Source organism: Paraburkholderia sp. BR14374, assembly GCF_040948685.1.
Classification (GTDB): Bacteria; Pseudomonadota; Gammaproteobacteria; order Burkholderiales; family Burkholderiaceae; genus Paraburkholderia; species Paraburkholderia youngii.
On record NZ_JBFPKF010000013.1, the window covers coordinates 169,437 to 195,400 of the forward strand.

Genomic DNA, 25,964 nt, shown 5'->3' on the forward strand with positions numbered 1-25,964 from the left:
AGACACTCATGCACGCTTATCCGATTCTCAGCATCGCGATCTGGTTGCCGATCCTCTTCGGTCTGCTGGTCCTCGCGATCGGCAACGACGAGAACCCCGCTCCCGCGCGCTGGATCTCGCTGATCGGCTCGGTCCTGAGCTTCCTCGTCACGCTGCCGCTGATCACCAGCTTCGATTCGAGCACCGCCGACCTGCAGTTCGTCGAGCAGGCGAACTGGATCCAGCGCTTCCACATCATGTATCACCTCGGCGTGGACGGCATTTCGATGTGGTTCGTCTCGTTGACCGCGTTGATCACGGTGATCGTCGTGATCGCAGCGTGGGAAGTGATCACGAAGAACGTCGGCCAGTACCTCGCGGCCTTTCTGATCCTGTCGGGCATCATGGTCGGCGTGTTCAGCGCGGCCGACGGCATGCTGTTCTACGTGTTCTTCGAAGCGACGCTGATCCCGATGTACATCATCATCGGCGTGTGGGGCGGGGCGAACCGCGTGTACGCGGCGTTCAAGTTCTTCCTCTACACGCTGGCGGGCTCGCTGCTGATGCTGGTTGCGCTGATCTATCTGTACAACGAGACCGGCTCGTTCGACATCGCCACGTGGCAGCACGCGCAGATCGCGATGACGCCGCAGGTGCTGCTGTTTATCGCGTTCTTCCTGGCCTTCGCGGTGAAGGTGCCGATGTGGCCGGTGCACACGTGGTTGCCGGACGCGCACGTGGAAGCGCCGACCGGCGGTTCGGTGGTGCTGGCCGCGATCATGCTGAAGCTCGGTGCGTACGGTTTCCTGCGCTTCTCGCTGCCGATCACGCCTGATGCAAGCCATTTCCTCGCACCGGTCATCATCACGCTGTCGCTGATCGCCGTCATCTACATCGGTCTCGTTGCGATGGTGCAGGCCGACATGAAGAAGCTGGTCGCGTATTCGTCGATTGCGCACATGGGCTTTGTCACGCTCGGCTTCTTTATCTTCAATCAGCTCGGCGCGGAAGGCGCGATCGTGCAGATGATCTCGCATGGCTTCGTGTCGGGCGCAATGTTCCTGTGCATCGGCGTGCTGTACGACCGCATGCACTCGCGTCAGATCGCCGATTACGGCGGCGTCGTCAACGTGATGCCGAAGTTCGCGGCGTTCGTGATGCTGTTCGCGATGGCGAATTGCGGCTTGCCGGGCACTTCCGGTTTCGTCGGCGAATTCATGGTGATTCTGGCCTCCGTCCAGTACAACTTCTGGATCGCGAGTGGCGCGGCAGTCACGCTGATTCTCGGCGCGGCCTACACGCTGTGGATGTACAAGCGCGTGTACTTCGGCGCAGTCGCGAACGACCACGTGAAGAACCTGCTCGACATCGACCGTCGCGAATTTTTCATGCTGGCAGTGCTCGCCGCACTGACGCTGTTCATGGGCCTGTATCCGAAGCCCTTTACCGATGTGATGCACGTATCCGTGGAAAACCTCCTCTCCCACGTTGCGCAATCGAAGCTGCCGTTGCCTCAGTAACGACGAGCGGAGGAATTTAAGACCATGCAAAACGCCCCTATGACTGCTCTGTTGCCTGACGCATTGGTGATGTTCGCCATTGTCATCGCGTGGCTCAACGACACGTTCGTCGGCCCGGAGGGCCGCCGTACCACGTATTTCATCGCGTTCTTCTCGACGCTCGTCGCCGGGATCTGGTTCGCGGTGAATGCGTTCGACCCGCAAGTGCATTACTTCTTCGATCACATGTACGTGGTCGATCCGTTCGCCAACGTGATGAAGGCGGTGGTGTCGCTCGGCTACGCGGTGACGATCGTTTATTCGCGTCGCTACCTCGAAGACCGTAGCCTGTTCCGCGGCGACTTCTTCCTGCTCGGCATGTTCTCGCTGCTCGGCCAGATCGTGATGATCTCGGGCAACAACTTCCTGACGCTGTATCTCGGTCTGGAACTGATGTCGCTGTCGCTGTACGCGGTGATCGCGCTGCGTCGCGAAGTGGCGTCGTCGAACGAAGCGGCGATGAAGTACTACGTGCTCGGCGCGCTGGCTTCCGGTTTCCTGCTGTACGGTGTTTCGATGCTGTATGGCGCGACCGGCTCGCTGGACCTGAACGAAGTCTTCAAGGCGATTAACACGAGCCACTACGATCCGACCGTGCTGCTGTTCGGCGTGATCTTCATCGTGGCGGGCGTGGCGTTCAAGATGGGCGCGGTGCCGTTCCATATGTGGGTGCCCGACGTGTATCAGGGCGCACCGACGGCGATGACGCTCATCGTCGGTGGCGGTCCGAAGGTCGCGGCATTCGCGTGGGGTCTGCGTTTCCTCGTGATGGGCCTGCTGCCGCTGGCGGTCGAATGGCAACAGATGCTGGTGATTCTGGCGGCGCTGTCGCTGATCGTCGGCAACATCACCGGTATCGTGCAGCGCAACGTCAAGCGGATGCTCGCGTATTCGGCGATCTCGAACATGGGCTTCGTGCTGCTCGGCCTGCTCGCCGGCGTGGTCGACCAGAAAACCACGGGCGCCGCGAGCGCGTACGGCTCGGCGATGTTCTACAGCATCGTCTACCTGATCACCACGCTCGGTACCTTTGGCGTCATCATGCTGCTCGCGCGCCGCGACTTCGAAGCGGACACGCTGGAGGACTTCAAGGGCCTCAATCAGCGCAGCGCGGTCTTCGCGTTCGTGATGATGATCATGATGTTCTCGCTCGCGGGTATTCCGCCGGCAGTCGGCTTCTACGCGAAGCTCGCCGTGCTGCAAGCGACGATGAACGCCGGCCTGACCTGGCTTACCGTGCTCGCGGTGATCACGTCGCTGTTCGGCGCGTTCTACTACCTGCGTATCGTCAAGCTGATGTACTTCGACGAGCCGCAAGACAAGTCGGCGATCGTGGCGGACACGAGCACGCGCGGGTTGCTCGCGTTGAACGGCGTCGCCGTGCTGGTGCTCGGTATCGTGCCGGATCCGCTGTTGCGCGCCTGCCTGCAGGCGATCCAGCACACGCTGTTGCTCTGATGTCCGCTGCGGGCTGGTTTATCGTGCTGTTGGCGCTAGTCGGCGCCAACCTGCCGTTCCTGAATCAGCGCCTCTTCGCCGCGGTGCCGTTGAAAGCGGCGAAGAAAAGCGCCTGGCTCCGCATTGCCGAATTGATCGTGCTGTATTTCGTGGTCGGCGCGCTGGGCTTTTTGCTCGAAGCGCGCGCGGGAAATCGCTTCGAGCAGGGCTGGCAGTTTTATGCGATCACGTTCGCTCTGTTCGTCGTGTTCGCTTTTCCCGGTTTTACCTTCCAATATCTCGTCAAACGCCGCTGACGGCGTCTCGCCGTCGCGCGCGCCTGGCTGTTCCGAGGTCCGCACATGGCTGAACTTCCCAATCACGACGCCGCGCTAACCGAGACTTGTATCGACAGCAAGACGGTCCATCAGGGGCCGTTCATGACGGTCAAGTACGATACGGTCCGACTCCCGGACGGCAAACAAGCGACGCGCGAATACGTTCAGCATCCGGGCGCCGTCATGGTGATCCCCTTGTTCGATGACGGTCGCGTGCTGCTCGAAAGTCAGTATCGCTATCCGATGGGCAAGGTGATGGTCGAATATCCGGCCGGCAAGCTTGACCCGAACGAGGGCGCGCTGGCGTGCGCGGTGCGGGAACTGCGCGAGGAAACCGGCTATACCGCGCGCGAGTACGTGTACCTGACACGGATCCACCCGATCATTTCTTACTCGACCGAATTCATTGATATCTATCTGGCGCGGGGCTTGACCGCGGGCGAGCGCAAGCTCGACGAAGGTGAGTTTCTCGAACTGTTCACCGCGACCGTGGAGCAAGTGTCCGAGTGGGTGCGCACGGGCAAGATCACCGATGTGAAGACGATCATCGGTACTTTCTGGCTCGAGAAAGTGCTGTCGGGCACGTGGCCGACTGAGGCGCCCGAGACGGTATAAGTTCGCGTCAGCCCGGTAGCTGATGTAACCAAGCCCCTGTTGGTCGATGACCAGCAGGGGCTTTGTCATTGGCTCCGCCGTTTCTTTCTGGCTCAACAGAATGCCGTTTCCTATGCCATCTGGCTGGCTCGTCGCGGACCTGCCGGCCGGCTAGTATGAACCCTCCGATCACCGAGGCCATCGTCGATTTTTTGTTGGGATAGCCGACGCTACTCGTCTGAGTGATCTGGTTCCAGTTCAATCTCAGGTTGTCAATTGACAACTCGAAATTGAGCGGCTACATTGGAGGTGTCGATGGTTCGAGGAAGGCACAAGAAGAAAGAGATCGAGGCCGCATTGGCGTACGCGGAACAGCACGGCTGGCGCGTTCAGGAAGGCGGAAGAGGTCATGCGTGGGGAAAAATCTATTGCCCGTACAAAGACGCTGAATGTCGGTGCGGAGAGTTCTGTATATCGAGCGTCTGGAGTACGCCGAAGAATCCCGGCAATCACGCCAGACATCTGCGGCGCATCGTCGGCAACTGCGCGGCACGGCGCTAGTGGGTTCGTAGGGAGCAAACAGGAATCGCAATAACCTGGGCTCAACAAAGACAGGAGTAACGTATGGAATATGTGTTCACGTTGAAGTACCGCCTCGCCGCGGAAGATTGCGATGCAGACGCAATCGTCGAGCGGTTGGGCGAAGCGGGGTGCGACGACGCCACGATTGGCGTCGGGCAACCAGGCCGCCTCGCGCTGCTTTTCAGCCGTGAAGCCACGAGCGCATTCGAAGCTGTCACCAGCGCGCTCAAGGACGTGAAACGCGCTGTGCCGTCCGCGCAACTGGTCGAGGCAGGACCTGACTTCGTGGGGCTGACCGACGTGGCCGAAATGGCGGGAGTGTCGCGGCAAAACATGCGCAAGCTGATGCTGAACAACGCCATCGACTTTCCGCCCCCGGTCCACGAAGGCAGTGCGTCGGTGTGGCATCTGACCGACATCCTCGAATGGCTGACCGCGCGCGGCGGGTACGAGATTGAGATTGGTGTCGCGGATGTCGCAAAACTGGCGAAGCAGATCAATCTGACGAAGGAGGCCCGTCAGATTGAACCGCGCGTGAGTCGTCAACTCGGCAATCTCGTGGTGTAGCGGTGCGCCGCCAGCGGGCTGTAGAACCGAGCAAGTGTGGCACCGGTTAGCGCTCGGGCCGCCTTCGGCAGCACATGCCGTAAAGCGTTAAAATCGCGCACCCACGTGATATTCCGTTGCGGCAGCTGGCGGCTGTGCGTCGGCCCTAAGGTTTTACGAACGATCGTTCACAAATTTCCATTTTGCGCTAAACTGGCACGCAAGCCCTGATTCCACATGAAGGTCCTCGATTTACAGTGTCCGCATGGCCATCGGTTCGAAGGCTGGTTCGCTTCGGCTGATGACTTCGAGTCGCAGCAGTCCCGCAAGCTCGTCGAATGTCCGATCTGCGGTGCGCACGAGGTGAGCCGTTTGCCGTCGGCACCGCGTCTGAATCTATCGGGCGCGACCGACTCAAAAGCGCCGGCGGGCGTCGAGCAAATGCAGGCGCACATGATTCGCGCGCTGCGCGAGGTACTGGAGAAGACCGAGAACGTGGGCGACCGCTTCGCCGAGGAAGCGCGGCGCATTCACTACAACGAAGCGCCCGCGCGCAGTATTCGTGGTGTCACCACACCCGAGGATGCGCGTGCCTTGGTCGAGGAAGGCATCGAAGTGATGCCGCTGCCGGTCCCGGCTGCGCTGAAGGAACCACTGCAGTAGCGCGGTGGCTCCAGGCGGCTGGGTGGTGGCGGCCAGGAGACACTACGCATGAATCTGGACTATTCCCCCGTTGAAGACGCGTTCCGCGCCGACATCCGCGCCTGGCTCGAAGCGAATCTGCCTCGCGAGCTGAGCGACAAGGTTCTCAATCACAAACGTCTTTCCCGCGAAGACTTCGCAAGCTGGCACAGGCTGCTCGGCACGCGAGGCTGGTCGGCGGTCGCGTGGCCGCGCGAATACGGCGGCCCCGGCTGGGACGCGACCCAACGACATATCTGGGAAGAAGAGTGCGCACGTGTTGGCGCACCTACCGTGCTGCCTTTCGGCGTGTCGATGGTTGCGCCGGTGCTGATGAAGTACGGCAACGAGGCGCAGAAACGCCACTATCTGCCGCGCATTCTCGACGGCACGGACTGGTGGTGTCAGGGCTATTCGGAGCCCGGGTCGGGTTCCGACCTTGCGTCGCTGCGCACCCGAGCCGAGCGTGTCGGTGATCATTACGTGGTCAACGGTCAGAAGACCTGGACCACGCTCGGCCAGCACGCCGACATGATGTTCTGCCTCGTGCGGACCGACAGCGGCGCCAAAAAGCAGGAGGGCATCTCGTTCCTGCTGATCGACATGAAAACGCCGGGCATCACGGTGCGGCCCATCATCACGCTCGACGAAGATCACGAAGTCAATGAAGTGTTCTTCGAGGACGTCAAGGTGCCGCTCGACAATCTGGTCGGCGAAGAAAATCGCGGCTGGACCTATGCGAAATATCTGCTCGGGCACGAGCGTACCGGCATCGCGCGAGTCGGTGCGTCGAAGCGTGAACTGGTGTTTCTCAAACGTGTCGCGCTGAATCAGAAAAAGAACGGCAAGCCGCTGCTGCACGATCCGGTGTTTGCGGCAAAGGTCGCGAGTCTCGAAATCGAGTTGATGGCGCTCGAAGTCACCGTGCAACGCGTGGTGGCGAACGAGGCGGGCGGTCGCGGCCCGGGCCCGGAAGCGTCGATGCTGAAGATCAAGGGCACGGAAGTGCAACAGGGACTCACCGAACTGATGTTCGAAGCGATCGGTCCGCTGGCCGCGCCGTTCGACGTGCCGTTCCTCGAAGGCGAACGCGAGCACAGTCTTGCCGGTGACGACGATGCCGCGCCGCTTGCCGCGTATTACTTCAACTTCCGCAAGACGTCGATTTACGGCGGCTCGAACGAAATTCAAAAGAACATCATCGCGCAGATGATTCTCGGACTTTGAGGAGCGGCGCATGGACTTCACTTTCAACGACGAACAGCAGCAATTTGCCGATGCGCTGCGCCGCTATCTCGAGAAGAGCTACGGCTTCGAAGCGCGCCAGGCGATCGTGCGCTCGGAGGCGGGCATATCGGCCGATCATTGGGCAGCGTTCACCGAGTTGGGGCTAACCGCGTTGCCGGTGCCGGAAGCGCAGGGCGGCTTCAACGGCGGCCCGATCGACATGCTCGTGGTCATGCAGGAGCTCGGCCGTGCGCTCGTCGTCGAGCCGTATTGGGCGACCGCGGTCGGCGTCGAAGCACTGCGGCTCGCCGGAACCGGCGACGGCGAAGATGCCGCGCTGCTCGAACGGGCGGCCCAGGGCGAAGCCAAACTGGCCGTGGCGTTTCATGAGCCGCATGCCCGCTACGATCTGTTCGACCTCGCGACGACCGCGAGCGGGCAGGGCGCGCTGCACACGCTGAGCGGCAGCAAATCTGTCGTGCTGCACGGTGCGCAGGCGGACCACTGGATCGTGCCGGCGCGCCTCGATGGCGAGATCGCACTCTTCGTCGTCGCGCGCGACGCGACCGGCGTCACGCTTACCGAGTACCGCACCATCGACGGTCAACGCGCCGCAACTCTCGAATTCAACGGCACGCCCGCGCGCCGGCTCTCCGGCGAACATGCGGGGGCGGCAGCGCTCGAGCAGATCGCCGACTACGGCACGCTGCTGCTGTGCGCGGAGGCGATCGGCGCGCTCGACGCGCTCAATCACGCCACCGTCGAATATACGAAAACGCGCCAGCAGTTCGGTCAGCCGATCGCGCGTTTTCAGGCACTGCAGCACCGCATGGTCGAGATGCTGATCCACGCGGAGCAGGCGCGCTCGATCACGTATCTCGCAGCGATGCGCTACGCGAGTGAAGACACGAACGAGCGCCGTCGCGCGATCTCCGCGGCCAAGGTTCGGGTCGGCCAGGCCGCGCGTTTCGTCGGTCAACAGGCGGTGCAGTTGCACGGCGGCATGGGTGTCACGAACGAAGTGGCGGCCGCGCACCTGTTCAAACGCCTCGCGATCATCGAGACCACGCTCGGCGACGTCGATCATCATCTCGCGCGGTTTGCCACGCTGCCCGCGTTTGCGGTCGCCGAAGTCTGATCGGGCCGTTCCACCGAACCAAGGAGGTGCACTGATGAAAATCGGTTTCGAAGATATGGAAGTGGGCACGAGCCACGAAATCGGCAAGCACACGTTCACGCGCGAGGAGATCGTCGAGTTCGCGCAGAAGTTCGATCCGCAGCCGTTTCATCTCGACGAAGGCGCCGCGGCCGAATCGCCGTTCGGCGGGCTCGTAGCGAGTGGCTGGCACACGTGCTCGGTGATGATGGGCATGCTCGTGCGCAAGGTGCTGGCGGATTCGACGTCGATGGGTTCGCCCGGCATCGACGAGATTCGCTGGTTAAAGCCGGTGCGAGTCGGCGACACGATCACGATGATGAACGTCATCGTCGCTAAGCGCGTGTCGCAGAGCAAGCCCGATCGCGGCATCGTGTCGACGCGCTGGGAGGGGATCAATCAGCACGGCGACACGGTGATCACGGTGCGCTCGAACGGCATGTTCGGCCTGCGCAATCCGGGAGCGGCGGCATGACGGCGAGCGCGGCGACGATCGCCGCCTTCGACAGTGCGGACGCTCTGCGCGCGCTCGTCGGCGCGCAGCCGCTCGTCAGCGAATGGCTGAGCGTCGATCAGGACAGGGTCAACCGTTTCGCCGAGGCGACCGGCGATCATCAGTGGATTCACATCGATCCCGGGCGGGCCAAACGCGAATCGCCGTTTGGCGGGCCGATCGCGCATGGGTTTCTGACGCTGTCGCTGATTCCGGCTTTGCTCGGCAAGACGCTGAGAATCGAGCAGCGCATGGGCGTCAACTACGGCTTGAACCGCGTGCGTTTCATGTCGCCGGTGCTCGTTGGGTCGTCGCTGCGTGGGAGATTCGCCGTCGAGTCGGTGACCGACGTAGACAACAACGGTGTGCAAGTCGCGTGGAGCGTGACGCTGGAGCGTCAGGGCGGTGAACGACCGGTGTGCGTCGCGGAGTTCATCACCCGGCATTACTTCTAGCGCTCGCCCTTCGCAGATGAACTGAAAAAGCGCGAGCCGGCAGGCATGCCGCTCGCGCTTTCTGTTTGTGTCCAGTCGCGTCCGCGAGACGGCCCGGAACTAGTGTTTCGCGTACTGCGTCGCGCCGAACAGAATCTCTTTCGCCTTGTCGTCCATCAGCGGCACGCGCGCGGATGCGAGCACGTCGACGCCGCGCACGACCGCCGGCCGCGCGGCGATCTCTTCATGCCAGCGCTTCACGTTCGGCAACGAATCGAGATCGACGCCCTGATTGTTCCACGAACGGGTCCACGGAAACGCGGCGATGTCCGCGATCGTATAGTCGTTGCCCGCGAGGTAACGCGTCTTGCCGAGTTGCGTGTCCATCACGCCGTACAGGCGTCGCGCTTCGTTGGTGTAGCGATTGACCGCGTATTCGATCTGCTCGGGTGCATACACGCGGAAGTGATGCGTTTGGCCGAGCATCGGACCAAGCCCGCCCATCTGGAACATCAGCCATTGCAGTGCCGCGTAGCGCCCGGCCGGGTCGGTCGGTAGAAACTTGCCGGTCTTCTCGGCCAGATAAATCAGGATCGCACCCGATTCGAATAGCGCGAACGGCCGTCCGTCGGCGGCTTTCGGACCTTCGGAATCGACCAGCGCGGGAATCTTGTTGTTGGGACTGATAGCGAGAAATTCGGGCTTGAACTGGTCACCGGCACCGATATTCACGGCATGCACGTTGTAGGGTAGGCCCGTCTCCTCGAGCATGATATGAACCTTGTGGCCATTCGGGGTCGCCCAGCTATAGACATCGATCATCCTGGCTCCTTGTTCGTCAAAGCGGCGCCGCAAAGAGGGCGCCGCCGTTGTCGAAAATTAGAGCATAGATCGCGCGATGCTGCTTGCAGTGACCTCAACGGCCGAACTCGCTTTGGGCCGAAGCACTCAAGCCCGCGTGACCGGCATTTCCACGCGAGCCGCCGCACCCGCATCCATATGACGCGCGAGTTCGAGCTTGGCGATCGCGTTGCGGTGCACTTCATCGGGGCCGTCGGCGAAACGCAGCGTGCGCGCCGACGCATACGCATACGCGAGCGGGAAATCGTCGCTGACACCGCCGCCGCCGTGCGCCTGAATCGCCCAGTCGATCACCTGACACGCCATGTTCGGCGCGACCACCTTGATCATCGCGATCTCGCCCCGCGCGCCCTTGTTGCCGACGGTGTCCATCATGTACGCTGTCTTCAGCGTGAGCAGACGCGCCTGCTCGATCATGCAGCGCGCTTCGGCGAGACGCTCCTGCGTGACGCCTTGCGACGCAACCGGCTTGCCGAACGCGACACGTTGCAGCGAGCGCTTAGCCATCAGTTCGAGCGCGCGTTCGGCGAGACCGATCAGGCGCATGCAGTGATGGATGCGCCCCGGGCCGAGACGGCCTTGCGCGATTTCGAAGCCGCGGCCTTCGCCGAGCAGCAGGTTGGCGGCGGCCACGCGCACGTTGTCGAGCGTGATCTCCATGTGGCCATGCGGCGCGTCGTCGTAACCGAACACCGTGAGCGGACGATGCACGGTGATGCCGGTGGCGTCGGCGGGCACGAGGATCATCGACTGCTGCTGATGGCGCGGCGCGTCGGGATCGGTCTTGCCCATCACGATATAGATCGCGCAGCGCGGGTCGCCCGCACCCGACGACCACCACTTGTGGCCGTTGATCACGTAGTGGTCGCCATCGCGCACGATGCTGGTCTGGATATTCGTCGCATCCGACGACGCGACCTCCGGCTCCGTCATCAGAAACGCCGAACGGATCTGCCCTTGCAGCAGCGGTTCGAGCCACTCGCGCTTGTTGTCTTCGCTGCCGTAGCGCTCGATCGTCTCCATGTTGCCGGTGTCCGGCGCGTTGCAGTTGAACACTTCGGGCGCCCAGGGCACGCGGCCCATGATCTCGCACAGCGGCGCGTATTCGAGATTCGTCAGGCCGGCGCCGCGCTCCGATTGCGGTAGGAACAGATTCCACAGGCCGGCATCGCGCGCCTTCTGCTTCAGTTGTTCGATCAGTTCGGTGGGTACCCATGCGTTGCCGTTCTGGCGATTGCGCGCGATCTCCGCATAGAACGCCTGCTCGTTTGGGTAAATGTGCTCGTCGAAAAAGGCGAGCAGTTGTTCGCGCAACGCCTGGACCTTCGGGGTGTAGTGGAAATTCATCTGGGACCTCGCGGGTAACGGACTGCGAATAATCGGAAGCAGGGCGAGCCCTCGTGCCTAGAGAACCTTCTGCGCGTAATGCCAGGCCAGTTCGGCCATCGGCTTCGCGCGCCGGCCGGCGTCGAGCGCCTGCGCGCTCGACGCGGTACCGTCGACGGCGCGCTTCATGATCCCTTGCAGGATCGCGGCGATGCGGAACATGTTGTAGGCCAGATAGAAATTCCAGTCGCCACGAATCTCGAGGCCAGTGCGTTGGCAATAACGCTCGACGTACCGCGCTTCATCGGGAATGCCGAGCGCGGCCCAATCGAGTCCCGCGATGCCGCGGAACTGCGCCGGGTCGACATGCCACGCCATGCAGTGATACGCGAAGTCGGCGAGCGGATCGCCGAGCGTCGACAGTTCCCAGTCGAGCACCGCGAGCACGCGCGGCTCGTTGCGATCGAAGATCAGGTTGTCGAGCCGGTAGTCGCCGTGCACGACCGACACGCGCTCGTTCGTTTCGGCCGGCATATGCTGCGGCAGCCAGTCGATCAGCCGATGCATCGCGTCGATCGGTTCGGTCTCGGATGCCAGATATTGCTTGCTCCAGCGGCCGATCTGGCGCGCGAAGTAATTGCCTGGCTTGCCGTAGTCGGCGAGGCCGACCGCGGCGACGTCGACGCTGTGCAACGCCGCGATCACGCGATTCATTTCGTCATAGATTGCGGCGCGCTCGGTGGCCGTCATGCCGGGCAGCGATTGGTCCCATAGCACGCGGCCTTCGACGAACTCCATCACGTAGAACGCGCGGCCGATCACGCTTTCGTCCTCGCACAGTGCGAGCATCCGCGCGACCGGCACGTCGGTGCCGGCGAGCGCGTGCATCACGCGATATTCGCGTTCGATCGCATGCGCGGACGGCAGCAGCTTCGCGGCGGGTCCGGGCTTCGCGCGCATCACGTACGAGCGCTTTGGCGTGATCAGCTTGAACGTGGGATTGGATTGCCCGCCCGCGAATTGCTCGAGCGTGAGCGGTCCCGCGAAGCCGTCGACATGTCCGGCCAGCCACGCGGCGAGCGCGTCGTGGTCGAAACGTTGCCGCTCGTTGACCGGGCGGGTGCCCTCGAAAGCCGAGTAGTCCTGTCTGCCTGCGGGTTCGCCGGTCTGCGTGGCTTGCGCCATGTGTCTCCTCCAGTTCGGTGTCAGCTACGCTGGAATCGGATGAATTGTGCGTAGAGCATTTCCATCGTGGTGTTGCGAACGTCGCGATGCAACGGCGACGGCGGTGAATAGTTGAGCATGCGCAGCACCCAGTCGCGCGGCGCGGCGCCGACGTCGAGCGCATTGATGCAGCCGGTCGCCTGCGACAGATGACCGAAGAAGGTGCGGCCGCCCGCCGTCAGCGCGTGCGACAGGATCGCGCGATTGACGCCGCCGTGCAGCACCAGCAGCACGGTATCCCACGACGTGTCCTCGCGCAGCGCCGCGACGGCCGGGAGCACGCGATCGAACAGCTCGCCGATCGTTTCGCCGTCGAGAAAGCGCATGCTCTCCGGCACGATGCCGTCGAACACGCCGAGAAACGCCGCCTCGATATCGCTCGGCGGAATGCTGCCGAGCCGCCCGCCGCGAATCTCCTGCAATGCGGGGTCGATCTCGGGTTCGATCTGCTGACCCGTTTCGACGAGCACGCGCCGCGCGGTTTCGATCGTGCGCGGCAAGCCGCTGACGATCACGCGGTCGAAGCGCACCTGCTGCTCGGCGAACACGCGGCCCGCCGCGCTCGCCTGCTCGCGGCCGTTCGCGTTCAGCGGCACGGTTTCGGGATCGATCGCGCGGCCGGAGTCGTCGAAGTAGGTGACGTCGCCGTGACGCATCAGGAAGATGCGGCGCCGTTTCGGCAGTTGATAGTCGGGCATGTCGGGCGGCTCTCTCGTCGCTTATCTGTAAATCGGCGCGCGCTTTTCGAGGAACGCGCTGATGCCTTCGAGACCGTCGCGATGATGCAGCGACGCGACGAAGTTGTCCCGCTCGGCGACCAGGTGATCCGCGAGCGGCTGCGTGCCGGCCGCGGCGATCAGCCCTTTGATGCGGGAGACCGAATTGGGCGAAATCGCGCCGAGCTCGTCGGCCCACGCGAGCGCGCAAGCGAGCGCGGCGCCGGCTTTGGTGAGCCGGTTGACGACGCCGAGTTCGTGCAGACGCGCGGCGCCGATCGGTTTGGCTTCGATCAGTACCTCGGTGGCCAGTTGGCGCGGCAGCGACTGCGCGAGGAACCACGAGCCGCCGCCGTCGGGCGTCAAGCCGACGCGCGCGTACGACATCGCGAACTTGGCGTTGTCCGCGGCGACGATCAGATCGCAGGCGAGCGCGAGCGAAAATCCCGCGCCGGCCGCCGCGCCTTCCACCGCGGCAATGACCGGCTTCGACGACAGGCGCAGCGCCGAGATCCATTGAGCGAGCATGTCGATGCTATCGGCCTGCACGGACGGATCTTTCGCGCGATTTTCGAGCAGCCGGTTCAGGTTGCCGCCCGCGCAGAAGAAGTCGTCGGCGCCGGTGATCACGACGGCGCGAATCGACGGATCGCGCTCGACGGTATCGAATGCCTCGATGCCGGCTGCGTACATATCCGGATGCAGCGCATTGCGCGCACCGGGATTCGAGAGCGTGAGGACCAGCGTTGATTCGCTGCTGGCGGGGCGCGAAGCGAGCAGGGCGGCGCTCATGATTGGGTCTCCGTTTGAATGTCGGCGGCGTCTCGCTGGGTGAGCGAGAGGCCGAGTTGCGCGCGTCTTGCGAGCCACGGCGACGGCCGATAGCGCGGTTCGCCGAGCACGCTGTGGATGTTGCGCAGGATCGTGAGAATGGTGGCGGCGCCGAGCGCATCGCCGAGCGCGAGCGGTCCGCGCGGATAGCCGAGACCGAGCATCACGGCGAGGTCGATGTCCTCCGGCGTCGCGATCTGCTTTTGCGCGATGTCGCAGCCGATATTGACGATCGTCGCGACCACCCGCTGCGCGACGAAGCCGGTCGAATCGCGGATCACGGTGACGGGGATGCCGTCGGCCGCGAATAGCGCATGCGCGCTGTCGCGCGCGGCGCGTGTCGTGGCCGGCGTGGTCATCAGCGTGCGGCGTTGCGCGCCGACGAGCGGGAAGAGTGCGTCGACGGCGACGACGCGGCTCGCGTCGAGCGCTTCGTCGACCGCTGCAGTGGTCGCGTCGTGGCCGAACGGCGTGACGACGATCAGCGAACTGGCGGCGGGCGTCTCGCCGTCGTCGAGCTTCACGCCCGCTTTGTCGACCAGCTGCACGACGGCCTCATACGCGTCGCGATAGCGCCGGCTGACCCACACGCTTTGCGGCAGCGTGGCCGGCGCGGGTGCTTCGGCGGGAACCTGTTGTTTGCCGTCCACGTAGCGATAAAAACCTTCGCCGCTCTTGCGGCCGAGCAGTCCGCCCGACAGCCGCGTGCCCGTAATCGGCGACGGCGTGTAACGCGGTTCTTCGTAGAACTGGTGATAGATCGACTCCATCACCGGATGGGACACGTCGAGCGCGGTCAAGTCCAGCAGTTCGAATGGGCCGAGGCGAAAGCCGGCCTGCTCGCGCATGATGCGGTCGATGTCCGCAAAGCTCGCGGTACCTTCGCTCGCCACGCGCAAGCCCTCGGTATTCATGCCGCGGCCCGCGTGATTGACGATGAACCCGGGCATGTCCTTCGCGCGCACCGGCGTGTGGCCCATACGGCGGGCGAGATCCATCAGCGCGTCGCCGGCCTCGGGGTCGCTGCGCAGGCCGTCGATCACTTCGACGACCTTCATGAGCGGCACCGGATTGAAGAAGTGATAGCCGACCACGCGTGACGGATCGGTGCAGCCCGCGGCAATCGCGGTGATCGACAGCGACGACGTATTCGACGCGAGGATGCAGCGGCCGCTGACCACGGTTTCGAGCTCGCGAAAGAGCGCCTGCTTCACCTCGAGCTTTTCGACGATCGCCTCGACGATCAGGTCACAGCCGACCAGTTCGCTCACCGCCTGCACGCCGCTCACGTTGGCGAGCGCGGCGAGCGAGCGCGACTGCTCGAGCTTGCCTTTGGCCGTCAATTTGGCGAATGTCTCCGCGAGATAGTCGCGCGCGGCGCCGACGGCGGCCGCGTTGGTGTCGTAGAGCCGCACACGCAGGCCAGCGAGCGCCGCGATCTGCGCGATTCCGCGGCCCATCGCGCCAGTGCCGACGATGCCGATGGTCTCGATGCTGAAATTGCGAGAGTTCATTGAGATGCCCGACTCCATGGTTATTTTAGAATAGCACGATCGTGCAGTTTCTTGGATGATTCGATGGAAAGCCGCTGCTTCGACCTCGACGCGCGGTCTCACACACCATGACACGAGGAGACACCCGATGATCAAGCTGTGCGGTTTTGCACTTTCCAACTACTACAACAAGGTCAAGTTCGTGCTGCTCGAGCATGGCATCGAGTTCGAGGAGCACCTCGTGAAGCCGAGCCAGGACGAAGCGCTGCTCGAGCATTCGCCGCTCGGCAAGGTGCCATATCTGCAGACCGAGCACGGCGATCTGTGCGAGTCGCAGTGCATCGTCGAGTACCTGGCCGCGCGTTTTCCCGACAAGCGGATCTTCTCCGCCGATCCGTGGCAAGCCGCCAAGGAGCGCGAAATGATCTTCTTCGTCGATGTGCATCTCGAGTTGACGGTGCGCAATCTGTACAAGGAAGCGTTTTTCGGCGGCACGGTCAGCGACGCGACGAAAGTGCGCGTCGAGAAGCTGCTCACGCATCACATCGCCGGCTTCAAGCGGATCGCGAAGTTCGCGCCGTATCTGTGCGGCGAGCAATTCAGCGTCGCCGATACCGCCGGCTACGTGAGCCTGCCGCTCGTCGGCATGGCGACGCAGACCATTTACGGCCGCGATTTTCTGCTCGAAGCGGGGATCGACTGGAAGAGCTACGTGAAGACGATCAACGCGCGGCCGGCTGCGCGGCGTGTGAGCGAGGATCGCAAGGCCTGTGTCGCGGCGTCGCGTGCGTCCTGAGGGGATGACTGCGATGTCGTGAAGCGCGCATGGGTGCGAAGGACACACCCATGCTGCAAGGCGCGATGGCGAGGAACGCAGGTTCGTTCGTGGCATCGCGCAACGCATCCTAGAGCCGCGTGAGCCGTTCGAGCGCGGTAGCGAGCGTGCCTTCCTGCTTGGCGAAGCAGAAGCGCACGACGCCCGACTCGTGAGCCTCGTGATAGAACGCCGAGACCGGAATCGCCGCGACGCCGATCTCGCCGGTCAGCCATTGCGCGAATTCGGCTTCAGGCAGGTCGCTGATCGCAGAATAGTCGACGCACTGAAAGTACGTGCCCGTGCACGGCAGCAACCGGAAGCGCGAATTCGCGAGGCCCGCGCGGAAGAAGTCGCGCTTGCGCTGATAGAACGCCGGTAGCTCCACATACGGCGCCGGGTCCAACATGTAATCCGCGAGGCCGATCTGCATCGGCGTGTTGACGGTGAACACGTTGAACTGGTGCACCTTGCGGAACTCGGCGGTCAGCGCGGCGGGCGCGGCCGCATAGCCGACTTTCCAGCCGGTCACGTGGTAGGTCTTGCCGAAGCTCGACACGACGAAGCTGCGCTGCGCGAGTTCCGGGTAACGCGCGACGCTTTCATGCGGCGCGCCGTCGTAGACCATGTGCTCGTACACCTCGTCGGACAGGATCAGCACGTTGGTGCCGCGCACGATCTCCTCGAGCTTGCGCATATCCTGTTCGCGCCATACCGTGCCGGTCGGATTGTGCGGCGTGTTGATCATGATGAGCCGCGTCTTCGGCGTGATCGCGGCGGCGAGCTTGTCGAACGGGATTGCGTAGTCGGGTGCGTCGAGCGTGACGAAGACCGGCTTGCCGCCCGCCAGTTCGATCGACGGCAGATAGCTGTCGTAGGTCGGTTCGATCACGACCACTTCGTCGCCCGCATGGACCGTGCAAAGAATCGCGGTCAGCAACGCCTGCGTGGCGCCCGCGGTCACGGTGATTTCGCTGTTCGCGTCGTAGCGGCGGCCGTACAGATTCGCGATCTTGTCCGAAATCGCCTGACGCAGCGGCAGCACGCCGGCCATCGGCGGATATTGGTTGTGGCCGTCGCGCATCGCGTTCGCGACCGCGTCGACGATGCGCGGATCGCAGGCGAAGTCGGGAAAGCCCTGACCCAGGTTGACCGCGCCTTTTTCCGCGGCGAGCGCGCTCATCACGGTGAAAATCGTCGTGCCGACGTTCGGCAGGCGAGACGGAAACGTGGGGCTCGTGGGCGTGTCGTGCGGTGCGTTCATGGCGTCGTGGGCAGCGGGGCGATAAGGTGGGCCTGGTTTGTCCGGATTCTCGAACTGTGTTGCGATGGGCGAAGCCTGATTGTAGGGAATCGCGACACGCTGTGCGCGCCGCGGGCGTTACCTACGGGCGGCCGGCTTCACGCGCTGACGGCCTCGCCCCCAGCATTCTGCACGATGCCGACTTCCGCGGCGAACGATGCCGGCTGCGCGATCCTGAAGCCGAAATCGCGCGCGATGCGTTTCGCGAGCTTCAACACCGCACGGTCTTTCGACACGAGCCAGTCGGCCCGTGCCGCATGCGCGAGCTCGAGAAACTTCTGGTCGTCGCGATCCTTGCATTGGGGCAGTGGCCGGGCGTGATCGGTGGACTCGATCGGCTCGGGTGGCCCAGGCGGCTCGAACAGTTGGGCCAGCCGCGCGACCACCGCGAGCGCAGCCGCTTTGTCGACGTTGCGATGCGCGAACTGTGGATAGTCGAGCACGTAGGCGAGCTCGGCGAGGCAACGCGCGTCGATTAGCGCGGTAAGCGCGCCACTTTCGAGCGCGGCGGCGATCGGCCGCGTGTGCGGGTCGTCGAATACGAGAATATCGATCCACACATTGGAATCGAGTACGACGCGCAACGCGCCGCTTGAGGCGAGGGAACCGGGCATTCGTTACAATCGGGCTTTCGTCTTTGACCGCCAGGCACGGCGTGCCTGCAAGCCTCTATGATAATCGTTCTGTCGCCGGCGAAATCGCTCGACTACGACACCCCGCCGCACGTCAAAAAGCACACGATCCCCGATTTCGTCGACGACGCCGCTGAACTGATCAGCGGCCTGCGCCGTTTGTCGCCGCAACAGATCGCTTCGCTGATGAGTATTTCCGATCAGCTCGCGCACCTCAATTTTCAGCGTTACGCGGACTGGTCGCCGCAATTCGGCACGCACAACGCCAAGCAGGCGGTGCTCGCTTTCAACGGCGACGTGTACGAAGGTTTCGATGCGAAGTCGTTGTCGTCGGCCGATCTCGACTATGCGCAAAATCATGTGCGCGTGCTGTCGGGCCTCTATGGCCTGCTGCGTCCGCTCGATCTGCTGCAGCCGTACCGGCTCGAAATGGGCACGCGCTTCGTCAATCCGCGCGGCAAGGATCTCTACGCGTTCTGGGGCGAGCGGATCACGCACGCGTTGAATGCGCAGTTGAAGAAGAATGCGGCCACCTCGCGCGTGCTGGTCAATTGCGCGTCGGGCGAATACTTCAAATCGGTCAAGCCGAAGCTGCTCGACGCGCCAGTGGTCACGCCGGTGTTCGAAGACTGGAAGGGCGGCCGCTACAAGATCATCAGCTTCCATGCAAAACGCGCGCGGGGCTTGATGGCCCGCTTCGCGGTGGAAAACCGCCTCGATCGTCCCGAGCAGCTGAAGGACTTCGACACCGAAGGCTATGCATTCAGCGCCGAAGCTTCGAACGACTCCACTTTCGTATTTCGCCGCCGCATTGCGGAATGAGCATGCCGCTGCACTAACAAGGCAGCGCGCAATCAGGCAGGGAAGACTCTGATGACCTTATCGATTACGAGCAATTTCGACGCAGGCGCAATCGATGTGCTGTCCTGCGAGGACGCCGGCAATATTCGCCTGCGCGTGCGGCCCGACAGCCACGCCGAGTTCGCGCAGTGGTTCTATTTCCGCCTGTCGGGCGCGGCGGGCGAGCGCTGCGTGATGAGCTTCGAGAACGCCGCCGCGTGCGCGTTCGCGGAGGGCTGGCGCGACTATCGGGCAGTCGCGAGCTATGACCGCGTGAACTGGTTTCGCGTGCCGACCTCGTACGACGGCCGCGTGCTGACGATCGACCATACGCCCGATTTCGACAGCATCTACTACGCGTACTTCGAACCGTACAGCGAGGAGCGACATGCCGAGTTTCTCGGCGCCGTGCAGCAGATGCCGCACGCGTCGCTGACCGAGCTCGGCAAGACGGTCGAAGGGCGGCCGATTTCGCTGCTCACGCTCGGCACGCCGCCCGCGGACGATCCCGCCAACGCCGCGCCCAAAAAGAACATCTGGCTGATCGCTCGCCAGCATCCGGGCGAGACGATGGCCGAGTGGTTTATCGAAGGGTTGGTGAAGCGCCTCGTGGGCTGGGGAGACTGGGCGGGCGACCCGGTCGCGCGCAAGCTGTACGATCACGCGGTGTTTCACATCGTGCCGAACATGAATCCGGACGGCAGCGTGCGCGGCAATCTGCGCACCAACGCGGCCGGCGCGAACCTGAATCGCGAATGGATGGAGCCGGACGCCGCGCGCAGTCCCGAGGTGCTGGTGGTGCGCGACGCGATTCACACGACAGGCTGCGACCTGTTCTTCGATATTCACGGCGACGAGGCTTTGCCATATGTGTTCGTCGCGGGCTCCGAGATGCTGCCGGGCTTCACCGAGCGGCAGGGGCGCGAGCAGAAGGCGTTCATCGACGCGTTCAAGCATGCGAGTCCGGATTTTCAGGACAAGCATGGCTATGCGGCGAGCAAGTATCGCGAGGATGCGTTGAAGCTTGCGTCGAAGTACATTGGCAATGAATTCGGCTGTCTGTCGCTGACGTTGGAAATGCCGTTCAAGGACAACGCGAATCTGCCCGACGAACGCGTGGGCTGGAACGGTGAGCGCAGCGCGTCGCTTGGCGCCGCAATGTTGCAGGCGATTTTGCGTCACGTGGAGACGTTCGCCTGAATAAGCGGACGGCTGGACACAAAAGAAGAGGCACGCACGGAAAAAGTGCGTGCCTCTTTTTTATTGGGGCGGCTGATCGGACGGTGGCGCGGCTCGATCAGCGCCAGATGCGGTTAGCTCTTCTTCTTCGAACTCTTGTTTGCCGATTTGCTCGACGTCGTGCGCGACGATTGGCCCGAGCCTGACTTCGACGACTTCTTCGGCGTTTTGCCGCCAACCGCGTGCTTGCCTTTGCCGCTTTTGTGCTTGCCCGATCCCTCGCTGTGCGCGCGGTTCGGCGGTACCGGGTCGTTCCAGCTGAACGCGAGCATTTGCGATCCCACGTAGCCGCAGCGGAATTTCAGATCGGCGGGCTCGCCCGAGTTGTTCTGGCGCACACCGACGCCTTCGACGGTGACGATGCTGTCCACCTTGACGCGCTGCTTGCCTTCGTCGAACGAGTCGTTCCACGGCGTGACGGACGAGTGCGCGCTGTCGAACGAACTGGACGGAAATTCGACGTGGTCGAACGCGGTCGACGTGCTCGCGACGAAGTCGCCATGCGCGGCGCAGTCCGCGACGAGCGGATCCGCGTGCATTTCGGTGATAAATCTTTTGACGAGGTCGTTGTGCTGTTCGAGCTGATCAGCGAATGCGGGAGCCGCGCAGATGAGCGAGAGACTCGCTGCGCAGGCTGCCAACCGGCCGATCGCCCGCAGCAATCGGCTCGGTACATTGGTGCGATCCATCTAGTTCTTTAGACGCAAATGGGAGATGAGGCAAATAAGATGCCCCGCGCAAGGGTTGAGTTCAATGTTGCTGCAAATATTCTGTCTTGTCCTGATGGGCGTGCCCGGAAAGTCTCCAGCGACGAGGCGCTGATTATCACAGGTCCGCCGCACGCGACGCCAAAGCGCGCATTCTCAGGTGCGCGGGCCGCCCAGGCGGTAGCGCCGCACGTCGTAGGTGGTAACCCACGCCGGACGATAGACCGCGATCAGCGCGGTCGCCATGCCGGTGAACCATGCTTCGCCGGTGGCGAGCAGCAGCACGCTGAGCGCGTAGCCGACCGGCACCACGGTCATCGAACCGCCGGACACCGCGATATGGAGGCCGAGTGCAGCCGCGGCGGTGAAGGACACGGCGATGGCGGGCGAAACGAAGCCCTGGCCGAAGATGAACATGAAAAGGTTGCGCGGCAGCCACGCGGTGCAGATGCGCTGGAGCAAGGTCGACACGGCGACGGGCAGGGCGCCGTACACGAGGAACGTCAGCGCAATGCCTTGCCACGGCGCATCAAAGACAGCGGCGGCGAGGCCCGTGACCAGCGCCATCGCGATCAGGGCGAGTCCCCAGTCGAATAGCGTGACGACGAGCGTGGCGCCGAGAAGGTGCATCACGGTGCCGTCGTCGAGCCAGGCGTTGCTCGCCCACAGCACCGACACCGCGACGATTATTGCGAGCCAGACATGCTGGAGCGTGCCGTCCTGAAGTCTTTTGAAAGGATTTTTCCACAGCGCGAGCGCGATCACCATCGCGGTGGCAATCCAGCCACCGACAGCGACCCAGAACGGAAGCGGTGTGTAGAGGAAACCCATGAGTCTCATATTACTCGTTGGACGACAAAAGGTGTGAGCGGATTCCATGCCAGCCCACCCTCGACGCTGCGCGCATGCCGCTGCGGACATGCGGATGTTCTAACCGTACGCGCGGCGCGACCCGCGTCATGCGGAGTCCGGCCTGACCGACTTCCGCGCGGGCTTGCCGTGTGGGGTTTCACCGTACGAAGTGGCGGGCTCCGCGGCCATCGGCAGCGCGCTGCTGGTGTCGCCGCCGGGCAACGGATACTGGAAGCGCTCGCGTTGGCGTCGCCGGAGCGGAACCGGGCCAGGCTGCCCGCGTATGACCGGCCGCGCGCCGTGCTCGCCGTTGTTGCGCAGCACTTGCAAATGATTCGTGAGCCAGCCGTTGTAAAGCGCCACCGCGGCGGCGCGATTGGGTGCGCCGAGTTGCTGGAATATGCTCGTCAGGTGGATCTTGACCGTGCCTTCGCTAATGCCGAGCGTGCGGGCGATCATCTTGTTGGTGCTGCCCATGTGCACGCAGCGCATGATCTGCTCTTGCCGCGGCGACAGCCCGCTCGAGAGTTTGTTGCGGCGGGGCGGCGGACTTTCTTCATCGAACGTGCGGATCGTGGTGTCTGTCGGCAGCGGCGGATCGATCGCCAGCGCGCCGGGTGGCACGTAGTGACCGCCGAGCAGCACCATTTCCAATGCGCGCACGATCAGGCAGGGATCGGTGTCGCGTGGAACGACGCCGAGCACACCCTCGTCCATCAGCGCACGCACGAGCGCGGGCAAGGTCCCGTCGGTGAGCACGCTGATGCGCAGGTCGGGAAAGTGGCTGAGCAGCGCGCGAACTTGTGCAACCGACATCCAGTCCTCCCAGTCGATCACGACGAGATCCGGCCGATAACGCTTGAAAGGACGTTCGAGCAGACGCCATTCGTCGGCCTCGGTGAAGCGCGCCAGCCGGTCGATCTGCCGCAGCAAGGCTTTGAGTCCATCACGTCGTTCTGCATTTGAATTGAGAATCGCGAAGCGCATGCATGTCTCCAGATGTGTCGGGCGAAATGGCGCGACGCATCTGTGGGACTCGTGAAGCTGACTCGGTCACGGCGATGCGTCACCGTGCCTATGATGACAAATTCCCTCCGTTTTGACGGCTGTCCAAAAGGCATAAGAAAAGCGGACATTCAACAAAAAAGCCCCGTCTTTACGGGGCTTTTTCGGGATAAGGCGTGGATGTCGACGTCGAGATCAGTGGAAATGCGGTTGCGCGGGCTCGGCGTCCTCGGGCATTTCCGCGTGGACGATTTCGCCGAGCGGGTCCGCATACAGCGGCACGCCGCAGTCGTCGCAATATTCCGGCTCGAAGCGGCCCGCGTGGCGGCGCACATCCGTGATGCCGGTTTCCTTCAGCAGCGCGACGATTTCCTCTAGCGGCTCGTCCGAGCCGGTGACTTCTTCCGGCTCCTCGTCGATGCCCGCCTCGCCGTTTTCGCGGCCGTACAGCGGCCACACGACACCGTAGATCACATCGTTGCTGCCCTTGCGCGTGAAGCCGACGCGGTACTCGTCGATGCGCCGTTCACCGAAGCCGGCGACCACCGCGCGCAGATCCTGCGGCGCCGCGCCAATGGTGTCGAAAAGATAACGCACGGCGGTCCGCACAGTGTGCGGACGCACGCTTTCGTCGGCGTCGCGGCAGGCCGAGTAGTAAGCATCCGGCAGCAGACATTCGAATTCACAGCCCGGCAGCACGACCGACAGGTTCGCGCCGCCTTGCGTGGCCCACTGCTCGAGACATTGGCCGCGCTCGATCCGCGTGCCGTGCTCTTCTTCCTGCCACCGAAACATCGCTTCGCCGACGGGCGCGGCGACTACGGCAAGCAGAAAGCGCGGGTCGGCCAGAATCGGCGAGGTCTCCGGCAGTTCGCCGAAATTGAGCTTCGCGTTGCCGCCGCTGACCGCGGCTTGCGCAAGTTGCTGGGCGATGCGCCAGGTTTCGACGTGATGGCGCGGCAACTGGTCGATGCTGTACAGGAACGGAGCCATTGCCACTCGCGTGTTCGCGGCGAGCACGTGCGCTTGCAGGTGTGCGCGCAGGGCGTCGGCGGCGTCGGACTTGAGCGGGCCGGACGGGATCACGTAGCGGGTCCAGGCGAGCACGGGAGCTGCGATCAGCAGCGCTTCGTAAGACACGCCTTCATGTTCGATGACGAACGATTCGCTATGCGTTTCCGCCATGTCGGCCAGCGCACCGTAGGCATCCGGATGGTTTTGCTGCAGATGGTCGAGCGCGGCGTCCAGCGTAGTCTGGTTGGCGTTGCGCACGACTTTGGCCAGCAGCGCGTCGAGCTTCGCTTCCCAGAAGCGATCTTCGGTACGGCTGCCCGACGCGAAAAGCGCGAGCGAGAGACCGACGAGCTTGTCGGCGTCGGGAGGGAGACGTTTGGCGATTCGCGAGCGCATAAATCCAGAAAAATTGGGGGCACGGAACCTTATATTCTAGTCTTTTCCAGGCAACTATATGGCTTGGTCGGCAATCTTCGGGCAGATTCGAATTCTTTCATCTCAAAAAATGCGTTCGCCGCTGGCACGTCGCACGCGACTTTTAACGCCCTGGCCGGATGGGATACGACACCCCGGACGCCCGACTCGCTTCTATACTTACGGCGTTTAGCGGGCGCCTGACCGGCGTGTGTCATTTCATCGCCACGTCTGGCGCAACAGGAGTTCCATCGTGAAATCGGACCAATTAATCGAGCGACTAGCCGCCGTATTCGCGTTGATTGTGCTCGTGGGTGGGTCGCTGCTAGTGCTGGCGCCATTTACGACCGCGCTGCTGTGGGGCGCGATCCTCAGCTACAGCTCCTGGGGACTCTACCGGCGACTCACTGGCGTGGTTGGTGGCCGGCGCAAGCTGGCCGCGACCTTGATCGTGCTGATCATTCTAGTCGTGGTCCTCGGGCCGTTCGTCTATGCGGGTTTCGCGTTCGGCACGCATGTTCACGAGATCGTCGCGCTGGTGCAAAGACTGTTCGAGTCGGGGTTGCCCGATCTACCGCCTTGGGTGCAGCGGATTCCGCTGATCGGTTCGAGCATCGAAGCTTTTTGGGAGCGCTTGACCAGCAGCAATTCTGAGCTGATTGCGCAGTTGCGCACGCTTGCCGCGCCGGCTGGCAAGTGGATTCTGGCGGCGGCGCTGGCGGTGACGCATGGGCTGGGGCTGCTCGCGCTGAGCATCGTGCTTGCGTTCTTCTTTTATACCGGGGGCGAGGGGGCGGCTGCATGGCTGAACGCTGGCATGCGTCGAGTCGCCGGTGAGCGCGCCGAGTATCTGCTGGCGCTGGCGGGCAGCACCGTGAAGGGTGTGGTCTACGGGATTCTTGGTACGGCGTTGGTGCAGGGGGTTCTCGCGGGATTCGGTTTCTGGATGGCAGGCGTACCGGCGCCGGCGTTGCTCGGGCTCGTGACGTTTTTTCTGTCGGTGATACCGGGCGGTCCGGTCGTTGTCTGGTTGCCGGCAGCGATCTGGCTCTACCAGGTTGGGTCGACTGGATGGGCGATTTTTCTGGTTGTATGGGGTCTGCTTGTAGTCGGCATGGCGGACAACGTCATCAAGCCGATCCTGATTGGCAAGAACAGTGACATGCCCCTGATTCTGGTCATGCTTGGCATCCTCGGCGGCGCGTTTGCGTTTGGGTTTCTTGGTGTTTTCATCGGCCCAACGTTGTTGGCGGTCGCTCATACCGTGCTGCATGATTGGACGATCGGCGCATCCGGGGCGCAGACGGTGGCGCCAGAAGTCAAAACGCCAGCGATAGACGATCCGGGCCGAGTGGGAAAGGCCCCCTAAGGAAAACTCCGGGATATCACTTGCAAGTTCTGGCCGCGGCGACTAGAATTCCGCGCTTTCGTGCTCCGGACGCCGGGGCGCGGAGAGGCGGGAAGCCTTTGTTGGCGAGGGCTTCAGCGGCGTGGGCAGGTTAAGCAAGTGATAAAAACCTGTTGACGATCCGGTGAAAGTTCTCCATAATCTCGTTTCTCTGCTGCAGACGCAGCGACGCAAACGAAGCGGTGCCGGGTGGTGGTTCAGGTGCTGCGGGTTGGGCGGATCGATCTTTAAAAACTAACAGCCGATAAGTGTGGGCGCT

The 25,964-nt window shown here is 63.2% G+C and carries 27 protein-coding genes; 15 read left to right on the plus strand and 12 right to left on the minus strand.

All coding sequences use genetic code 11. The annotated features are described in order from the left end of the window. Positions 1-8: 8 nt before the first annotated feature. The 11 genes from AB3X86_RS26385 (at position 9) to AB3X86_RS26435 (ending at position 9,047) form a co-directional block, all read left to right on the plus strand. Positions 9-1,499 carry an NADH-quinone oxidoreductase subunit M gene (locus tag AB3X86_RS26385; protein ID WP_368598270.1) on the plus strand — a complete coding sequence of 497 codons (1,491 nt, stop codon included), beginning with the start codon at positions 9-11 and terminating at the stop codon, positions 1,497-1,499. 24 nt (positions 1,500-1,523) lie between these two features. Further along, entirely contained in the window at positions 1,524-2,996 is a 1,473-nt protein-coding gene (gene nuoN / locus AB3X86_RS26390; RefSeq protein ID WP_368598271.1) for an NADH-quinone oxidoreductase subunit NuoN, read from the plus strand. Beyond that, positions 2,996-3,292: a DUF2818 family protein gene (locus AB3X86_RS26395; RefSeq protein WP_018420024.1), complete on the plus strand. Its 297-nt coding sequence runs from the start codon at positions 2,996-2,998 to the stop codon at positions 3,290-3,292. Before nuoN ends, AB3X86_RS26395 begins: the two co-directional genes overlap by 1 nt. Positions 3,293-3,337: 45 nt before the next feature. Next, positions 3,338-3,928, plus strand: coding sequence for an NUDIX domain-containing protein (locus tag AB3X86_RS26400; protein WP_184227623.1), 591 nt, complete (start codon positions 3,338-3,340; stop codon positions 3,926-3,928). 294 nt (positions 3,929-4,222) lie between these two features. Continuing rightward, on the plus strand, positions 4,223-4,468 hold the full coding sequence (locus AB3X86_RS26405; RefSeq protein ID WP_368598272.1) for a hypothetical protein: 246 nt from the start codon (positions 4,223-4,225) through the stop codon (positions 4,466-4,468). Between the two features lie 63 nt (positions 4,469-4,531). Further along, positions 4,532-5,056 carry a helix-turn-helix transcriptional regulator gene (locus AB3X86_RS26410; protein WP_368598273.1) on the plus strand — a complete coding sequence of 175 codons (525 nt, stop codon included), beginning with the start codon at positions 4,532-4,534 and terminating at the stop codon, positions 5,054-5,056. Positions 5,057-5,272: 216 nt separating this feature from the next. Further along, positions 5,273-5,698 (plus strand): DUF1178 family protein, encoded by a 426-nt coding sequence (locus tag AB3X86_RS26415; protein ID WP_176121318.1) that lies wholly within the window; start codon positions 5,273-5,275, stop codon positions 5,696-5,698. A gap of 48 nt (positions 5,699-5,746) precedes the next feature. Then, entirely contained in the window at positions 5,747-6,943 is a 1,197-nt protein-coding gene (locus tag AB3X86_RS26420; RefSeq protein ID WP_368598274.1) for an acyl-CoA dehydrogenase family protein, read from the plus strand. Positions 6,944-6,953: 10 nt separating this feature from the next. Beyond that, positions 6,954-8,081 (plus strand): acyl-CoA dehydrogenase family protein, encoded by a 1,128-nt coding sequence (locus AB3X86_RS26425; RefSeq protein ID WP_368598275.1) that lies wholly within the window; start codon positions 6,954-6,956, stop codon positions 8,079-8,081. 34 nt (positions 8,082-8,115) lie between these two features. After that, a complete protein-coding gene (locus AB3X86_RS26430) occupies positions 8,116-8,574 on the plus strand; it encodes a MaoC family dehydratase (RefSeq protein WP_368598276.1) in 459 nt (152 codons plus the stop codon). After that, positions 8,571-9,047, plus strand: coding sequence for a MaoC family dehydratase (locus tag AB3X86_RS26435; RefSeq protein WP_368598277.1), 477 nt, complete (start codon positions 8,571-8,573; stop codon positions 9,045-9,047). Before AB3X86_RS26430 ends, AB3X86_RS26435 begins: the two co-directional genes overlap by 4 nt. A gap of 99 nt (positions 9,048-9,146) precedes the next feature. Here AB3X86_RS26435 and AB3X86_RS26440 read toward each other — a convergent pair whose 3' ends face one another. From AB3X86_RS26440 to AB3X86_RS26465, 6 genes are all read right to left on the minus strand, one after another. Beyond that, positions 9,147-9,848 (minus strand): glutathione binding-like protein, encoded by a 702-nt coding sequence (locus AB3X86_RS26440; RefSeq protein WP_176121323.1) that lies wholly within the window; start codon positions 9,846-9,848, stop codon positions 9,147-9,149. Positions 9,849-9,974: 126 nt separating this feature from the next. Then, complete coding sequence (locus AB3X86_RS26445) at positions 9,975-11,234, minus strand: acyl-CoA dehydrogenase family protein (RefSeq protein ID WP_368598278.1); 1,260 nt, start codon at positions 11,232-11,234, stop codon at positions 9,975-9,977. 57 nt (positions 11,235-11,291) lie between these two features. Further along, a complete protein-coding gene (locus AB3X86_RS26450; protein WP_368598279.1) occupies positions 11,292-12,398 on the minus strand; it encodes a phosphotransferase in 1,107 nt (368 codons plus the stop codon). 20 nt (positions 12,399-12,418) lie between these two features. Next, positions 12,419-13,135: a histidine phosphatase family protein gene (locus tag AB3X86_RS26455; protein WP_368598280.1), complete on the minus strand. Its 717-nt coding sequence runs from the start codon at positions 13,133-13,135 to the stop codon at positions 12,419-12,421. A gap of 21 nt (positions 13,136-13,156) precedes the next feature. After that, entirely contained in the window at positions 13,157-13,945 is a 789-nt protein-coding gene (locus tag AB3X86_RS26460; RefSeq protein WP_368598281.1) for an oxepin-CoA hydrolase, alternative type, read from the minus strand. Continuing rightward, the gene (locus tag AB3X86_RS26465; protein WP_368598282.1) at positions 13,942-15,498 is read right to left on the minus strand and encodes a 3-hydroxyacyl-CoA dehydrogenase; all 1,557 of its coding nucleotides are present in this window, start codon (positions 15,496-15,498) and stop codon (positions 13,942-13,944) included. Before AB3X86_RS26465 ends, AB3X86_RS26460 begins: the two co-directional genes overlap by 4 nt. Positions 15,499-15,625: 127 nt before the next feature. On the opposite strand from AB3X86_RS26465, the gene AB3X86_RS26470 reads away from it, so the two are divergent. After that, on the plus strand, positions 15,626-16,273 hold the full coding sequence (locus AB3X86_RS26470; RefSeq protein ID WP_368598283.1) for a glutathione S-transferase family protein: 648 nt from the start codon (positions 15,626-15,628) through the stop codon (positions 16,271-16,273). 109 nt (positions 16,274-16,382) lie between these two features. Here AB3X86_RS26470 and AB3X86_RS26475 read toward each other — a convergent pair whose 3' ends face one another. Continuing rightward, complete coding sequence (locus tag AB3X86_RS26475; RefSeq protein ID WP_368598284.1) at positions 16,383-17,555, minus strand: pyridoxal phosphate-dependent aminotransferase; 1,173 nt, start codon at positions 17,553-17,555, stop codon at positions 16,383-16,385. A 137-nt stretch (positions 17,556-17,692) separates the two neighbouring features. Continuing rightward, positions 17,693-18,208: a putative toxin-antitoxin system toxin component, PIN family gene (locus AB3X86_RS26480; protein WP_368598285.1), complete on the minus strand. Its 516-nt coding sequence runs from the start codon at positions 18,206-18,208 to the stop codon at positions 17,693-17,695. 57 nt (positions 18,209-18,265) lie between these two features. On the opposite strand from AB3X86_RS26480, the gene yaaA reads away from it, so the two are divergent. Further along, positions 18,266-19,048: a peroxide stress protein YaaA gene (yaaA, locus tag AB3X86_RS26485; RefSeq protein ID WP_368598286.1), complete on the plus strand. Its 783-nt coding sequence runs from the start codon at positions 18,266-18,268 to the stop codon at positions 19,046-19,048. 51 nt (positions 19,049-19,099) lie between these two features. Further along, a complete protein-coding gene (locus tag AB3X86_RS26490; RefSeq protein WP_368598287.1) occupies positions 19,100-20,266 on the plus strand; it encodes a M14-type cytosolic carboxypeptidase in 1,167 nt (388 codons plus the stop codon). Positions 20,267-20,379: 113 nt separating this feature from the next. Here AB3X86_RS26490 and AB3X86_RS26495 read toward each other — a convergent pair whose 3' ends face one another. The 4 genes from AB3X86_RS26495 to AB3X86_RS26510 form a co-directional block, all read right to left on the minus strand. Beyond that, positions 20,380-20,994, minus strand: coding sequence for a hypothetical protein (locus AB3X86_RS26495; protein WP_368598288.1), 615 nt, complete (start codon positions 20,992-20,994; stop codon positions 20,380-20,382). Between the two features lie 174 nt (positions 20,995-21,168). Further along, positions 21,169-21,843: an energy-coupling factor ABC transporter permease gene (locus AB3X86_RS26500; RefSeq protein WP_176121335.1), complete on the minus strand. Its 675-nt coding sequence runs from the start codon at positions 21,841-21,843 to the stop codon at positions 21,169-21,171. A gap of 126 nt (positions 21,844-21,969) precedes the next feature. Then, positions 21,970-22,851: a LuxR C-terminal-related transcriptional regulator gene (locus tag AB3X86_RS26505; protein ID WP_368598289.1), complete on the minus strand. Its 882-nt coding sequence runs from the start codon at positions 22,849-22,851 to the stop codon at positions 21,970-21,972. A 213-nt stretch (positions 22,852-23,064) separates the two neighbouring features. After that, complete coding sequence (locus tag AB3X86_RS26510) at positions 23,065-24,279, minus strand: DUF2863 family protein (RefSeq protein ID WP_368598290.1); 1,215 nt, start codon at positions 24,277-24,279, stop codon at positions 23,065-23,067. Positions 24,280-24,550: 271 nt separating this feature from the next. Between AB3X86_RS26510 and AB3X86_RS26515 the strand changes: the two genes are divergently transcribed. Continuing rightward, the gene (locus tag AB3X86_RS26515) at positions 24,551-25,666 is read left to right on the plus strand and encodes an AI-2E family transporter (RefSeq protein ID WP_368598296.1); all 1,116 of its coding nucleotides are present in this window, start codon (positions 24,551-24,553) and stop codon (positions 25,664-25,666) included. Positions 25,667-25,964 lie beyond the last annotated feature (298 nt).